Source organism: Anaerocolumna sedimenticola (assembly GCF_009931695.1).
In the GTDB taxonomy this organism is placed as follows: Bacteria; Bacillota; Clostridia; order Lachnospirales; family Lachnospiraceae; genus Anaerocolumna; species Anaerocolumna sedimenticola.
In genome coordinates this window covers 3,567,505-3,582,937 of record NZ_CP048000.1, presented here as the reverse complement: position 1 = coordinate 3,582,937, position 15,433 = coordinate 3,567,505, and the positions used below count along the sequence as shown (strand labels likewise).

Sequence of the window (15,433 nt, the reverse complement as noted above, 5' to 3'; positions counted from 1 at the left end):
TTTAATCATAAATATAACGCGAAAAAAGTTCTTTTTTGTATAATTTTACAAGATTAACAATCTCTTGTCTACTCTCTTTTACCAGTATTTTTTTCCCAGTCGTAAGTGTAATGACTGTGTCAGGAGTTTCTTCTATTGTCTCAATTAGATCTGAATTTATTGTTATATTCATATTATTCATTTTCGTTACATTAATCATTAAAACTCTCCCTATATACAAATGGACTATTTGTCTTTACAAATTTGGTTTTATCTGATGGCAGATGGTAATCCGCCATCAGATATGTATCTTACCTTTTTATATTTCACAGATGAAATATATTAAATCAATACTAACGTTTTAAATTAATTAATTCTTCCAGCAATGTATCTGAAGTTGTGATAACCCTGGAGTTAGCCTGAAAACCTCTCTGGGTTGTAATCATATCTGTAAACTGCGCTGATAGATCCACATTGGACATTTCCAAAACGCCTGTAGTCATACCACCGCCATCACTGGTAACATCATGTCCGATTCCGTCGAAACTGCCGGAATTCAGTGTTTCAGCAAACATATTGTTACCAACTGCTTCCAAGCCGGATGGGTTTGAGAAAGATGCCACAGCAATCTGACCTAATAATTTGCTGTCCCCATTGTCGTATTTACCATAAATTTTACCTGATTCATCAATGCCGATACCGGTCATGGTTCCGGCTTTTCTACCACCTTTTTTACCGTCGGTAGTACCGTTATCACCTTCTATCGAGGTTGTTCCGCTGGCGCCGTATTGTGTTATGGTTGAAAAATCAACGTTAACGTCTTTGAAAGGATTATTTCCGGTAACACCAATGCTTAATCCTAATGACTTCGTATCATCTGCTGATGCAGTTGGAGCCGTTGCGCTATCATCAATTCCGATAAACTTACCGCTTGCATTAAAGGACATCGTATTGGTTCCGGTGGAAGCCGGCCAGGTTATTTCACCGGTATCCGGATCTACATTGGAATCTGCTATATCCGGTAATGTCTGACCGCCAAATTTAACGGTACCAATTGCAGCATTAGCTATGTATTTTTTGTTTGTTTCATCATAAGTAACAAAAATCGATTTGCCGTTTTTATCGGTAATATCGGAGAGTGTCACGTTATATACACTCGTAGAGGTTGTTGTTTGTAATACTTTAAATTTTGCAGTATATTCCTGTCCTATACTGTCATAAAAGGATATCGAAACGAATTCACCGCTTCCGCTGCTGACAATATTCTTATCCTGAGGATCAATATTACCCGATATATTAGCTTCCGTAGTTGCCTCCGGTTCAGAAAAAAGATTCTCCGGTGACATAACTCTAAGGGGTGATACCGTATCCTTCAAAATAGTGGTCGGATCAGCAGGATCCGGCTGCCAGCCCATAACAACTGCGCCGCTTGAAGTAGTAAGGGTACCATTTTCATCCGGAAGAAAATCACCCGCTTTGGTGAAATAATTGGTACCTCCGCTGTTAACGATAAAGAAAGAATCTCCTGAAATCATAACATCATATGGATTATCTGTTCTTTGGGAGCCGCCGGTCTGGGTAATCGATGCAACTATGGAAGCAACGCTCGATCCAAGACCGATCTGCATTGCATTTTGTCCGCCGGCACCGGTTGTCTCATTGGGACCTGTAGCACTTTGTAATGTCTGATAATAGATATCGGAAAAATTTACGGAACTGGCTTTAAAACCGACCGTATTAACATTTGCTATATTGTTACCTATAACATCCATCTTTGTCTGGTGAACCCGTAAACCTGAAACACCAGAATATAATGACCTCATCATAATGAAATGACCTCCTTATTATTATGTGCTGTCGTACCCAATCTGTCAGTCAAGGGTACTATGCCTCCCTTAGGTCCGGCATATTTTTATATAATGATAGCACCGTCAATATTTGTAAATACTTTGTCATCACTGTCATTTAAAGCAGTTACTACTGTTTTGTTTTTAATGTTAACAATAAAAGCAATATTGTCAACCAATACCAGTGACTCATTTATTCCCTTCTCTTGTGCCTTTCTTGCACCAGTGTTAAGCCTTTCCAGCTGTTCATCGGACAAATCAATATTCCGGCTGGTAAGCCTGTCATTGGCATGTTTTGAAAATTTTAATGTTCCTGTTTCAGCTGCCTGTTGTTTTTCCAATAAATCAAGAAAAGACACTTTGCTGCTATCCGAAACCTGATTTGTAACGGTGCTCTTATTTTTTAAGAGCTGCCCAGTCATTGACTCAATAGAAGTAAAACTAGCTTGTGATATAGGATTCATACAAACCTCTTTTCTGTCTTGCCAGTACTAGCCTTAACAATCACTGATTATGTTAATGGTTATCTATGAAACAGTTCCATCCCCTGTATCCGGATCATCCCCTGTATCTGAATCATCCCCAGCGTCTGGATCATCCCCAGTATCTGGATTCTCAGCAGCCGATTCCCCTTTTACCGTAATAACTATTTCATCTGTAATTGTGGTATATAAAGCATCATTAAAGACTAAGGTCGGTTTGTAAACTCCATTCTCTAAATCTTTAAACGCATCTTTCTGGATCGTTACCTTAGTACCGTTTACCGATACCAGTTTTTCATCCACGACTTTACCTCCAATTACTACTGCCACATCGGTAGCTACCGTATCCCCTTTTCCTAAGTTAACCTCAAAAGAAATATCCTTAGGATTTGCTTTATCAAAAGTCTCTTCAACCTTTTTAGGGATATAGGGAAGACCTTGTTTTATCAGATAAGTAGTGTCAATAACCTGATCTAACTGATCCAGGGAATACAAATTATCATCAATTGCCAATTTTGCAGTTCCATTAGACATAACTACATAATCTACGGTTCCGCTCTTTGTGGTAACTTTGCCGGCAGAATCAGTTTCCTTCACAACAACATTCATACCCACTAACCCAAAGGCCTGGCTATTGGAATATGTCTGATTCAGATTCTGCATCTGTTCCAACTGGGAAAACGTTGCTAACTGTTCAACAAACTGCGTATCCGTACTAGGATTTAATGGATCCTGGTATTTCATCTGGGTTACTAATAATTGCAGGAAAGCATCTTTATCCAAAGAACTGTTGCCGGTTTCTGATGATGACTTTGTACCTGTAGTTGTCTGGTTTCTCAGACTATTAATAATCGATTGTGTTGATTCGCTCATTCTTTTCTCCTTTCTCCTAAATTAAGCGGTATAATCAATACTACTGCCGGTTTGGTTCATCAGGCCGATATCCTGCGTTTCACTATCATTGGAATTTACCGATTGATCTGCTTCCATTAAATTTAAATTATGATTCTGTGAATGATTCTGCTGCCCTTTTTCACTGCCGCCTGGCGTTTGATTGCTTTGGTCAAAGGAAAAATTAGAAACCGTTACTTCAATGGATTCTACTTTTAATCCCTGATTATTTAAGTTATCCTTTAAAAACTGCATTTGACTTTCGATTGCTTCTTTTGCTAATTCACTTTGAGCTGTAAAATGTGCAGTCATAATTCCGTCTTTAGCAATAACGGACAGATTGATTTTACCAAGATTTTCCGGGTTTAACTGTAATTCCATGGATGTCTGTTCCGGCTTAATCATAATTTTAATCTGTTCTACGATTTGTCTTGTAATATCCTGCATTTGTCTTACATTAGCTATCTGTTCCGTAAAACTTAACCCGGTATCATTTCCTTTCACAGCGAGATTTTGAATAAACGTATCGATAGGTGACTGAGTTTTTACTTCCGGTTCTTTCTGTTCAGAATCATGGGCAAAGGATTGATTTACATCAGTATCAGAATCCTTATCCGTAAATTTATGTACTTCGAAAGTAATTTCATTTTGCATATCATCTGATACGTCACTTACTTTCTGCTCCTTTATATCCTGTACCGTTGAAACTGTCTGAGCATCCGTTAATTGATTCTTCTGAAAGCGGTTTATTATATCCGTAAGTTCTTCTTGTGAAATAGGTAAATCCGGATTAGATTTTAATTCATCTACCGCTTGTATAAGCTGGTTTACGGTATCAGCAAGGTTTTCATCTGTTAAAATATCCGAAATATTATCTGCTCCGCTAATTTGTAAAACCAATTGTTTCAGATTATCCGGATTAAAAAGATCCATAGTTGTAAGACCAAGGTCTTCCATTGCTTTGTTTAATTCTTCTTCCGTAATTCCCAGATTAGTCTGTACCGTATTTTGCAGCATACCTAGAATATTTTGAATAATTTCCGCATAACCGGCTAAATCCGTATTATTCTCTTCCAGCTCATCCATTTGCAGGTTGTTCGGTTCGTTTTTATTTATTTCTTTACCGGTTGTCTGAGTATCTTTAACCGTTTTGGTATGAACGTCCGTATCTTGTCTGATAACAGTTTGTTTACCATCCGTAGTTTTCGTATCTAGTTTACTGCTGTCAGCCTTCTCATTCAAAGTACTATTTTCGTTTTTATCAGCACCTTTGGATTTTAAACTACTATCCATAATACTGCTGAAATTTTTACCGGAACTTTTTGCTACTGAAGATGTATTGTTACCGCTTTTTGCATCAGGGAATAAATTAGCTGTCTGTGCTTTAATGCTTTGGGTCGTCATATTTTCTCCTCCTTTCTTTCGTAATATTTATACTTAAGGGGTATTTATAGGAAATACCGGCATAAGTCTTTTGTAAAACTAATTATTCGATGTACTATCACTTTCCGCCGAATTTGAATTTGTTGTTTCACTTATACTTTTATTCAGCTTTTCCGCATCCATATCAAGCATCTTTTTTGTAATTTTCGCAGCGGCGGTTGGATCCATTTGTGCTAATATAAGGGAACTTTCCGATGGCCTCATCGCTAAAAGCATCTCGGCTACAAAATCGATATCAGCAGTCATGGTTTGTAGGACAGCGGCTGCTTGTGCCGGTTTCATCTTACGGTAAATATCAGCTTTTTCCTTTATTGCCGCCGAATATTGCAGCTGTTCGATAACCTGCCTGTATATTTCTTCCGCATGGGTCGGGTCAATACTCTCATAATATTTTTTATATTCTTCAATGTCCGGAGCCTGATCTGCAAAAACCACATTCTCTTCAAATTCTTTAACTTTTTCTTCAAAGGCTGTCTGATTCTCTTCAAAAACTTTTAATCTTTTAACTTCAGCTTTTAATTCATTAAGCTTATCTGCATCAGATTTATTGTTTTTTGACAGACCATCAATTTCAGCTTCTAATTCTTTAATACGATTAATTGCTTCTTCCAAGGTGGAATAAGGATAATCTTTTTCGTAAGCTATTTGTTCCTCAGGTACATCCGGTAGAATTTTATTTACCAGAGGTACATCCTTTAGTAAAGGTCTTAATATGGAATTGCCAAATCCGCCGACGTCGAGCTTAATTAATACTGCAAAAACTGCCAGCCAGATAAGGACGATAAACAATACGATGACGGCAGCTATTATTTTACTCCCCGCACTTTTTTCATTTTCATTATTATCAAGTTCCTTGTTTTTTTTAGCCATTTTCTTTCCTCCTAGTAATCGGTAGGATTATTATATCTAAAACTGATTAATTCATCGATTTCTTTTCTTTGATCTGCTTCATATTCATTAAAAAAATTTGTCAAAGCATTTTCCTTTAATTTTTCATGGGTTTTTCGGTCCTGCATAGCCGCATTTAGACGCAAACGTGCGCTTTCAAGCTGTTTTTCCGCTTTTTTAACGGCAATTTGCTGCTGCTCAATAAAATGTTTCGTTATTTCTATTGCTTCCTCACATTTTCGTATTTCCAGAAGTTTTAGTCTGGACAACATAAGACTTTTTTTACGTTCCTGATAAAGGATTATCTTATTCTTTAGAGTCAATAATTTATCTTCCTCTTCCGTAAGTTTCATACGTGCAAAACCGTAAGCTGTCTTTGCCTGATCTTCTATTTTATATTTAATGGATAAAATATTTTCCATCTTATAGACAAACTTAGTAGCCATTTATTCACCTAATCCTCAAAAATCTCCGCTAAGGAATCTATGATTTGTCCAAATTCCAATTTATTATCAACATCCTGCATTAAAAATTCATTCACTATATCAATCTTTGATATAGCATAATCAATATTTTTATTGGATCCGTTTTTATAGGCACCGATATTTATCAAATCTTCCGCTTCACTATAAGTCGCTAAAACCATTTTCAACTTTCCGGCTGCCGCTTTATGTTCCTTTGAAACAATGGATGACATAACACGGGATATACTCTGAAGTACGTCGATAGCCGGATAGTGATTTTTATTGGCTAATTTTCTGGTCAGCATGATGTGCCCGTCTAATATACCTCGTGCTGTATCCGTTATCGGTTCGTTAAAATCATCACCATCAACTAATACCGTATAGAGGCCTGTTATAGACCCGTGTTCGGAATTACCTGCTCGTTCCAATAATTTAGGCATTTCGGAATAAACGCTGGGCGGATACCCCTGGAAACCGGCGGTTCACCGGAAGCTAAACCGATTTCTCTTTGTGCCATGGAAAAACGGGTAAGAGAATCCATCATTAACAATACATCATTCCCCTGATCCCTGAAAAATTCCGCTATGGCTGTTGCAGTTTTCGCCGCTTTTTTACGGATTAAAGCCGGTTTGTCCGATGTAGCGACCACCATTACCGAACGTTTTAAACCCTCTTCTCCCAAATCTCTTTCAATAAATTCCCTTACTTCTCTTCCACGCTCCCCAATTAAAGCAATCACATTGATATCTGCTTTCGTATTTCTTGCAAACATTCCAAGGAGGGTACTCTTTCCTACACCACTGCCGGCAAAAATTCCAATACGCTGCCCCTTGCCAACAGTTATCATAGCATCAACTGCTTTCACTCCTAACGGTAGTACTTCGTCTATTAACTTTCGTTTCAAAGGATCCGGTGGCTCCGCTTCCACTGAATAACCGATTGTAAGTTCAAGACTGGAATTATCAATCGGTCTTCCTAATCCGTCTAAGGTTTTGCCAAGCAGACTTTCACCAACCCAGACTTTTAGCGGTTCATTAGTGGATTCCACCGTACTTCCAACCCCAACACCCTCCACATTACCGTAAGGCATTAATAATATCCGGTTATCCCGAAATCCAACTACTTCAGCCATAACAGTCTGTTTTTTATCCTTTGAGACAATAAGACATAAATCATTCAGATTTGCTTTGGGACCAATGGATTCAATGGTTAAGCCAACAACTTTAACTACTTTCCCCAGAGATTTTTCATATGATTTGTCAACTAAATTCCGGTACTTATTAAAATCTACAGTAATCATAAATGGCTCCCATTTCATAGTTTTATGATAGATTTAAATCTGCTAATCAAGATTACCGGATAAAAGTTTAATATCCTGTATTAAATTACTTAATTGAACATCCAGACTACAGTCAATTATACTGGTATCCGTTTCTATTAAACATTGATTTTTCAGAAGCTCTTTATCTAAAGTAATATCAACTGTTGTTTCTTCTTTTACAAGAGCTATTAATTCGTCTTTTTTCGACATTATAAAGTCAAAATCATCCGGTGAAGACCTGATTATATAGGTTTTACTGTTATCAGCATTTAACATTGCTTTATGTATCAGATAATGAATTACTTCCTTTTTATCTTCCGCTATAATTCCGGTAACTCTTTCAACCAGCAAAGCAACGATTTCAGCAAACTGTGGTTCCAGATTCTTTATCTGATCCAGATATTCCAGATTCTGCTTCCGGGTTAACTGCTCCAGCTCAATTTCCTTTTGCCTGATTTCCGACATTCCCTTATCCAAACCATCCTGATACCCCTTATTACGCGCTTCCTCATAAAGAAGTTCACTGGTTCTCTTTGCTTCCAGTTCTGCGGATTTTAAGATTTGTTCAGCCTGCTCTTTTGCTTCGTTCAAGATTTCTTCCCGTTTCTGATTCCATACTTCTTCTTCCTCTTCCTGGGAAACCGTATCTATGACTGTGGCTTTAATTCCCTCCGTAAAGATTGCACTTTCCTCTTCTTTTACAGCTGCTGTTTCTTCCCAGGCGGAATCTGTATTAAATTGTTTCGTTAGGTTTATCAGACGAAATTGCTCGCTTCTTTCATTCGAATCAATAACTTTTTTATTCTCACCATTTACATAAATAAATCGTGATTTTATAATATTAGACAATAATCTCGTCACCTCCACCTCTGGAAATAATAATTTCAGCGGAGTCCTCTAATTTTCTTATTATATTAACAATCTTTTGCTGTGCTTCTTCAACATCTTTTAATCTGACAGGACCCATAAATTCCATATCTTCCTTAATCATTGTAGCAAGACGTTTTGAAAGGTTGTTAAATATAACTGTCTGTACTTCTTCATTGGAGCCTTTTAAGGCAACTGCCAACTCGTTATTGTCAACTTCTCTAAGTACTCTCTGTATCGATTTATCATCAAGAGAGAGAATATCTTCAAATACGAACATCTTTCTTCTGATTTCATCGGCTAATTCTGGTTCTTCGATTTCCAAAGTTTCCATAATGTGTTTTTCAGTTCCACGGTCAACTGTATTCAAAATAGCTACGATGGAATCTACACCACCAACGATAGTATAATCCTGATTTACCAAAGAGGATAACTTACGTTCCAGTACTCTTTCCACTTCTTTAATAACATCCGGTGAAGTACGGTCCATTTGAGCAATACGTTTTGCTACATCCGCCTGTTTATCCGGAGGCAGAGCTGAAATAATGGATGAAGCCTGGCTTGAGGAGAGGTATGACAAAATAAGAGCGATCGTCTGCGGATGTTCGTCCTGTATAAAGTTTAACATCTGACTTGCATCTGTTTTTCGTACAAATTCGAAAGGACGAACCTGCAAGGAAGCCGTTAGTTTACCAATAACATCCTTCGCTTTTTCTTCCCCTAAAGCTTTCTCCAAAAGTTCTTTGGCATAAGCGATACCACCTTCGGCAATATACTGCTGAGCTAAACAAATTTCATAAAATTCATCCAAGACCTGTTCTTTCGTAGCAGGTGAAACACTACGGGTATTGGCAATTTCTAAGGTCAGCTGTTCTATTTCATCTTCTTTGAGGTGTTTGAAAATACTGGCCGACTTTTCGGGTCCCAGGGCAATTAAAAGAATCGCTGCTTTTTGGACCCCTGTTATTTCACTATTCTTAGCCATATGGTATACTCCTTTAAGTTACTTGCAATACAGTTTCTTTAACCCCATTCATCATTCAGCCAGTTTCTCAATAATTGGGCCACTGCATCAGGGTTTTCATCCACAAATTTTTCAATCATCTTCTTAGTCTCAGATTTCTCACTAAATTCTATATCATCCAAAGACTGGTTTTCTTTTGTTGTAGCCAAGAGCTGTTCTACCGATAATTCCGGTTCTAATTCCGTTACTTCAACCGGTGAAGTACCTTTAAATACTACATATACCAATAAAGCTATAATTAACAAAGCCAGAATAATCTGAAGGTAGAAAGTGAGACCTCTTCCGTTTGCTTCTTTCGGCACAAATACTGGTTGTTCATATGCAACAATAGATAATCGATCAACCGGTATACCAGTAGCATTTGATACCATATTGTAAATGTCATCACCAATTGTAATCGGTTTCCTATCCTGGTTTTGTGCTACATATTGATTAAATGTCGTCCCATCTAACAAGCCCTGAGCTTTTAAGTCTTCCTCTTTATAAGTTACAACCTTGGTACATACAATACTACCGGAGGATTGATCCGGTATTACGGCACCGACTTCATATTCCGTATTGGTTACTCTTTCGCTTGGCAAATACTCAATTTTAACCTGTGAGGATGAGGAACCTTGATTCTTATCCGTCTGTACATCATAAGAGGTCTCATCATTAGAATCAGTACCCGGTGTTCCCCCTGCATCATTACTTGTATTTTGGGTATCATAGGAATAATACGTTTTATATAAGCCCTGGTCCGAACCTTCTGCAGGAATCTGTTCGGTGTATAATTCTGTAACCTTGTCCATATTAAGCACCCAGTTAAACATAGGCTGAACGTCATTATAACCTAATTTCATCATAAGCATATAGATATTGTTGTTATATGTATTTTGAAGTTTTTCGCGATAATCCAAGACAGAGTTGGCACTTCCAGAATACAAATCATCTTTGCCTCCAAATAAGAGGTTGCCGTTCTGATCAATTACCTTAATTTTCTCTGTAGATTCGTTACCTATTGCCGCTGCAACATATTCTGCAACAGCCTGGGCAGTAGATATATTAAATTCATCCGTGATGGTTAAAGCCACACTGGCCGGATAATCCTGCTTTTCAGATAACACACTGAAAGTATTCTCCTGCGGCACATAAGTAACCTGTGCATCTTTAATACCGGTCATTGTAATTAAATATTTTCTGATTTCTGATTGTATATATAAATGATTCTTTAAATTCCTGTCACTATTGGTAGTGCTCAAATCATTATTCATCAATTGTTCCATAGTTAACCCGGAGGTAGGAACATCACTGCTGTAAACCAAAAGAAGAGCATCTGAATATTTCTTTTTATCCACCATAATAGTAACTTTATCACTACCAAGTTTATAAACAATCCCTTCGTCATCCAATAGTTTTGCTACAGCACTTGCATCCTTTGTTGTTTCATTTACAATTAAAGTTTGATACCTCGTCCTGTTCATAAATGTTACTAAGATAATCAATGCCAAAAAAACAGTAGCAATTACACTAATAATAATTGTTTTCTGTTTGCTGGTATATTTATTCCATTGATTTAATAGCTGAACCGGTATCTGTTTTAGTTTGTCTACCATGTTACTGCTCCTCTAGTCATCGAGTTAGAATTGGAGATTCATAATCTCTTTATAAGATTCTAATACCTTATTTCTTACTGCAACCGTATATTGCAGTGATAGGTTGGCCTTCCACTGTGCAACCTGCAAATCATGGGTATTTTCATTAAAACCCAATGCATAAGACATCTCCGCTTTCTCAGCAGTATTCGTTAAATCGTTTGTATCCTTTACCATGGAGAGTGCTGATTGAAACAAGTTCTCAAAAGTTTCATTCTTATTCGTTTTATTAACTGTAGCTGTATTTCTGTCAAACGTACTAAGATCCGATATACTATTCAGTAATGCTATGTCCATAAGTTACCCCCTATTATTTCCCTACTTCTAATCCCTTTAAAGCCATATTCTTAGTGGCATTAAAAGCTGTAACATTAGCTTCATATGATCTGCTTGCATCAATTAAATTTGTCATTTCAGTTACCGTGTTTACATTTGGATATGCAACATATCCTTCTTCATTTGCATCTGGATGGGAAGGATCATAAACCATCTCCATAGGTGTCTTGGTATCTTCTACAATCTGAGTTACTTTTACTCCGTTACCTACTTTTACACCAGTTTTACTATTTAATATATCTGCAAAGGAATCTGTTCCTTTTTCTGCAAACACCACCATTTTTCGTCTGTATACTTCCCCGTTTTCATCCCTGGTCGTTTTTACGTTAGCAATATTTTGTGATATGATGTCCATTCTTAATCTCTGTGCAGTCATTCCGCTTGCACTGACATTCATTCCATCTATTATAGACATATATTCCCCTCCTAATTATTGGTCAAAACAGATTTAATTCTGCTGAATTCCTGCGTCATGGCATCTAACAATGAATAATATCTTATCTGATTTTCTGCCTCATTTGCTGATTCCGTATCAATATCAACATTATTTCCGTCAAGACGATAACTTAATGAAGAATGATCTGTATATACAGAAGCTTCTAAAGAATTCAGGTCTATATCAGCAATTTTCTGATCTAAGGTTCCCTCCCCTTTTAGTTCATTTGCCAGATAAGTCTGAAATTCTATATCTTTTCTTTTATAATTTGGTGTGCTCACGTTCGCTAAATTATTGGTTATTAACTTATTCCTCATCCAACTGGCATCTGCTGCTTTATTCAAGACATTGATATAATTAAATGCATTCGAACCTATCATATTTACACTCCTTTCGTATCTGGTATAATTATAATTATTTTATGACAAAAAAACAAGCAATATTTAAACAACTAGTACTATTATATCATAAAATGTAAAATTTTATCGACAAGATTGTAATAAAACATCAAAAAAGGGGATTTATGTACAAAATCATCATAAATCCCCCTAATTATTTAATTTTTGTATAAATTTTATAAAAATCACAGTCCTAAATAAATCATTTTATTTTATTTAAAATATAACTTCATAAATTTTCAAACTATTAATAAAATTCATTATTATAATTATTTATTCAATTTTTTTAATTCATCAAATACCACATCATTTAATACCTTAATGTAAGTACCTTTCATGCCGGATGACCTGGACTCGATTACTCCCGCACTTTCAAATTTGCGCAGCGCATTCACTATTACGGATCTGGTTATACCGACCCTGTCTGCAATTTTGCTGGCAACCAGAATTCCTTCATTGCCTTCCAATTCTTCAAATATATGAATAATAGCTTCCAATTCGGAAAATGACAGTGTACTGATAGCCGATTTAACAATTTGAACTTTCCTGTTCTCTTCGGCATTTTCTTCATTAACGGAACGCATCATTTCAAGACCGACAACCGTAGTACCATATTCACTTAATATAATATCATCCAGATCATATTGTTTGCTGCTTTTATATAGGAATAAAGTACCAAGTCTTTCGCCGGCGATATCAATTGGATTTATGATCGCCTGATAATTATTCTCCTGTACAAATTCAAACCCTAAAGTCAGCAAATTAACATTCTCTTTTGTAGACAATATATTTAACAATCTTTCATTTAATAACTGGTCAATATATCCGCCTACTGTGTCCTTAATTAATTCCTTGATTTCAGTGATGTCATCCCTGTTCTTAATTCCTAATACTTTACCCTTTTTACTTATCACAAGAATATTGGATTCCAAAATTTCACTTAATACTTCACAAATATCATTAAAGACAACCTTATGGGAATTATTATTGTGTAATAGTTTGTTAATCTTTCTTGTCTTGTCTAGCAACTGTACGCTCATGTAACATCCTCCCAGTACCCCCACCGATTTGATACTTATCTTCTCCCAGTATCCATCTGTACTATTCACATATTAATTTATCAGAATTTACTCTCAAATTTCTGATAATGGCGGTGTACTTTACCGCCGTACATCTGATTATAGAAACTAATAAAATTCTCTATAATTTAAACGAATAAGCCTCATAATTGTGTCATCAAATAAATCTTACCATACATTTTTCATAAAAACAATAGTTATTCACGTATTTTGACACACATATACCAAAAAAAATGTTATTTTTATCTTATTTATCAATTTTTAGCAACAATACATCCACATTTTTCGTCATTACATACTAAACTTGATCCTTTTTCAACCATAATTCCATTACATTTTGGGCATCTGCTTTCCGATGGTTTTTGCCAGGTCATAAATTCACATTCCGGATTATTCTCACATCCGTAATATCTTCTTCCTTTTTTGGTCTTACGGATAACCACATCTTTGCCGCACATCGGACAAGCAACTCCTATTTTTTCCAGATAAGGTTTTGTATTACGGCAATCGGGGAATCCCGGACAAGCTAAGAATTTACCATGCGGGCCGTATTTTATAACCATGTTACGGCCGCATTCTTCGCATATTACATCAGTTTTTTCATCTTCTATTTTAATCTCATCCAGGCTTTCTTCTGCTTGGGAAACGGCAGCCTCTAAATCAGGATAAAAATTACGCACTACCGTTTTCCATGCAACCGATCCATCTTCAACCCTGTCAAGAAGGGACTCCAGATTCACTGTAAAATTTACATCTACAATACTTGGAAATGCTTGTTTCATAATATTATTAACGACTTCCCCAAGTTCAGTTACATATAAATTTTTATTTTCTTTCACAACATATCTGCGGGCTAGAATCGTTGAAATGGTAGGTGCATAAGTACTTGGCCTTCCAATACCCAGCTCCTCTAATGTTTTAACCAGAGATGCTTCCGTATAATGTGCCGGAGCTTGTGTAAAATGCTGGGAAGGGTTAAATTCCTTTAAATTTAAATCGGCATCTTCCGTTAAATCCTTTAGCATTAGATTATTTTGCTTTTCATCTTCTTCCGTTGTATATACGGACATATAACCATCAAATATTAATTTAGAACCGGAAGTAGAAAAACGGTATCCGTTTCCATCAATTTTAACAGAAATTGTTTCATATTTAGCAGGCTGCATTCTGCTGGCAATAAATCGTTTCCAGATCAACTGGTATAGTCGGAATTGATCCCTGCTTAGGGATTCCTTAAGTGCAACAGGTGTTATGTCTACATAAGTAGGCCTGATTGCTTCATGGGCATCCTGTATCTTTTTACCGCTATCCTTACTTTTTTCCTTATCTGCAACAAAATCGCCCCCGTAATTGGCTGTTATAAAATCTCTTGCTGCTACATCCGCTTCTTCTGAAATTCTGACAGAGTCAGTACGAAGATAGGTAATCAAACCGATCGTACCATGATTTGCAACATCTACCCCTTCATATAATTGCTGGGCCAAACGCATGGTTTTGGAGGTTGAAAAATTTAAATTCTTAGCAGCTTCCTGCTGTAATGTGCTGGTTGTAAAAGGAAGCGGTGATTTCTTCTGTCTTTCTCCTCGTTTTATTTCCGTAATTTTATATTCGGCATCCTTAAGTTTATTTAAAATATCATTTAATTCATCTTCCGAATGAATCACTGTCTTATCACTGCCGTAACCGTTAAATTTAGCTTCCAGAGGCCTTTTATCACCTTTTATATGAAAAACAGCTTCCAGGTTCCAGTATTCTTCCGGTACAAATGCATTTATTTCTTCTTCCCTGTCACAAATAATTCGAAGAGCAACAGATTGAACGCGCCCCGCGCTCAAACCTCGTTTTACTTTAGCCCATAGGACGGGACTGATTCTATAACCTACCATACGATCCAATATTCTTCTGGTTTGCTGAGAATCCACCAGATTCATATCAATATCCCGTGCCTGCTTTATGGAAGATTTTACTGCATTTTTTGTTATTTCATTAAATGTGATTCTGCTGGATTTCGCTTCATCTAACTTTAAGGTTTTAGATAAATGCCAGGAAATAGCTTCTCCTTCCCGGTCAGGGTCAGTTGCTAAATATACTTTATCTGCTTTTTTCACTTCTTTTCTAATTTTAGCTAATAAATCACCTTTTCCTCTTATTGTAATATATTTAGGTTCATAATCATTTTCTACGTCAATTCCCAACTGGCTTTTCGGCAAATCCCTCACATGTCCGTTTGATGCTATAACTTCATAATTATTACCTAAAAACTTTTTTATTGTTTTCGCCTTAGCCGGTGATTCCACTATAACTAGATTTTTTGACATATACCCACTCCCCTTATTTGGTTCTA

General features: G+C 36.5%; 15 protein-coding genes and 1 pseudogene. All 16 read right to left on the bottom strand.

Going from position 1 to position 15,433, the window contains the following annotated elements; translation table 11 throughout:
• Position 1: 1 nt before the first annotated feature.
• The 16 genes and pseudogenes from Ana3638_RS15855 to topA all read right to left on the bottom strand — a co-directional run bounded on the left by Ana3638_RS15855 (position 2) and on the right by topA (position 15,407).
• Complete coding sequence (locus tag Ana3638_RS15855; protein WP_161838905.1) at positions 2 to 199, bottom strand: flagellar FlbD family protein; 198 nt, start codon at positions 197 to 199, stop codon at positions 2 to 4.
• A 133-nt stretch (positions 200 to 332) separates the two neighbouring features.
• Positions 333 to 1,805 carry a flagellar hook protein FlgE gene (locus Ana3638_RS15850; RefSeq protein ID WP_161838904.1) on the bottom strand — a complete coding sequence of 491 codons (1,473 nt, stop codon included), beginning with the start codon at positions 1,803 to 1,805 and terminating at the stop codon, positions 333 to 335.
• 86 nt (positions 1,806 to 1,891) lie between these two features.
• Entirely contained in the window at positions 1,892 to 2,290 is a 399-nt protein-coding gene (locus Ana3638_RS15845; protein ID WP_161838903.1) for a TIGR02530 family flagellar biosynthesis protein, read from the bottom strand.
• A 63-nt stretch (positions 2,291 to 2,353) separates the two neighbouring features.
• Complete coding sequence (locus Ana3638_RS15840) at positions 2,354 to 3,181, bottom strand: flagellar hook capping FlgD N-terminal domain-containing protein (RefSeq protein WP_161838902.1); 828 nt, start codon at positions 3,179 to 3,181, stop codon at positions 2,354 to 2,356.
• A gap of 21 nt (positions 3,182 to 3,202) precedes the next feature.
• Positions 3,203 to 4,603: a flagellar hook-length control protein FliK gene (locus Ana3638_RS15835; protein ID WP_161838901.1), complete on the bottom strand. Its 1,401-nt coding sequence runs from the start codon at positions 4,601 to 4,603 to the stop codon at positions 3,203 to 3,205.
• Between the two features lie 78 nt (positions 4,604 to 4,681).
• Entirely contained in the window at positions 4,682 to 5,512 is an 831-nt protein-coding gene (locus Ana3638_RS15830; RefSeq protein ID WP_161838900.1) for a MotE family protein, read from the bottom strand.
• 11 nt (positions 5,513 to 5,523) lie between these two features.
• Positions 5,524 to 5,976: a flagellar export protein FliJ gene (locus Ana3638_RS15825; protein WP_161838899.1), complete on the bottom strand. Its 453-nt coding sequence runs from the start codon at positions 5,974 to 5,976 to the stop codon at positions 5,524 to 5,526.
• An 8-nt stretch (positions 5,977 to 5,984) separates the two neighbouring features.
• Positions 5,985 to 7,294 (bottom strand): annotated as a pseudogene (gene fliI / locus Ana3638_RS15820) (flagellar protein export ATPase FliI).
• Between the two features lie 42 nt (positions 7,295 to 7,336).
• Positions 7,337 to 8,164, bottom strand: coding sequence for a FliH/SctL family protein (locus Ana3638_RS15815; RefSeq protein WP_161838898.1), 828 nt, complete (start codon positions 8,162 to 8,164; stop codon positions 7,337 to 7,339).
• A complete protein-coding gene (fliG, locus tag Ana3638_RS15810) occupies positions 8,157 to 9,167 on the bottom strand; it encodes a flagellar motor switch protein FliG (RefSeq protein ID WP_161838897.1) in 1,011 nt (336 codons plus the stop codon). The genes Ana3638_RS15815 and fliG overlap by 8 nt, the downstream gene beginning before the upstream one ends.
• 38 nt (positions 9,168 to 9,205) lie before the next feature.
• The gene (locus Ana3638_RS15805) at positions 9,206 to 10,801 is read right to left on the bottom strand and encodes a hypothetical protein (RefSeq protein ID WP_161838896.1); all 1,596 of its coding nucleotides are present in this window, start codon (positions 10,799 to 10,801) and stop codon (positions 9,206 to 9,208) included.
• Positions 10,802 to 10,825: 24 nt separating this feature from the next.
• Positions 10,826 to 11,137, bottom strand: a complete 312-nt coding sequence (locus Ana3638_RS15800) for a flagellar hook-basal body complex protein FliE (protein ID WP_161838895.1) — start codon at positions 11,135 to 11,137, stop codon at positions 10,826 to 10,828.
• 13 nt (positions 11,138 to 11,150) lie between these two features.
• A complete protein-coding gene (flgC, locus tag Ana3638_RS15795) occupies positions 11,151 to 11,591 on the bottom strand; it encodes a flagellar basal body rod protein FlgC (protein WP_161838894.1) in 441 nt (146 codons plus the stop codon).
• Between the two features lie 11 nt (positions 11,592 to 11,602).
• A complete protein-coding gene (gene flgB, locus Ana3638_RS15790) occupies positions 11,603 to 11,992 on the bottom strand; it encodes a flagellar basal body rod protein FlgB (RefSeq protein ID WP_161838893.1) in 390 nt (129 codons plus the stop codon).
• A 287-nt stretch (positions 11,993 to 12,279) separates the two neighbouring features.
• Entirely contained in the window at positions 12,280 to 13,050 is a 771-nt protein-coding gene (gene codY / locus Ana3638_RS15785; protein ID WP_161838892.1) for a GTP-sensing pleiotropic transcriptional regulator CodY, read from the bottom strand.
• Between the two features lie 293 nt (positions 13,051 to 13,343).
• Positions 13,344 to 15,407, bottom strand: a complete 2,064-nt coding sequence (topA, locus tag Ana3638_RS15780; RefSeq protein WP_161838891.1) for a type I DNA topoisomerase — start codon at positions 15,405 to 15,407, stop codon at positions 13,344 to 13,346.
• Between the last annotated feature and the right edge of the window lie 26 nt (positions 15,408 to 15,433).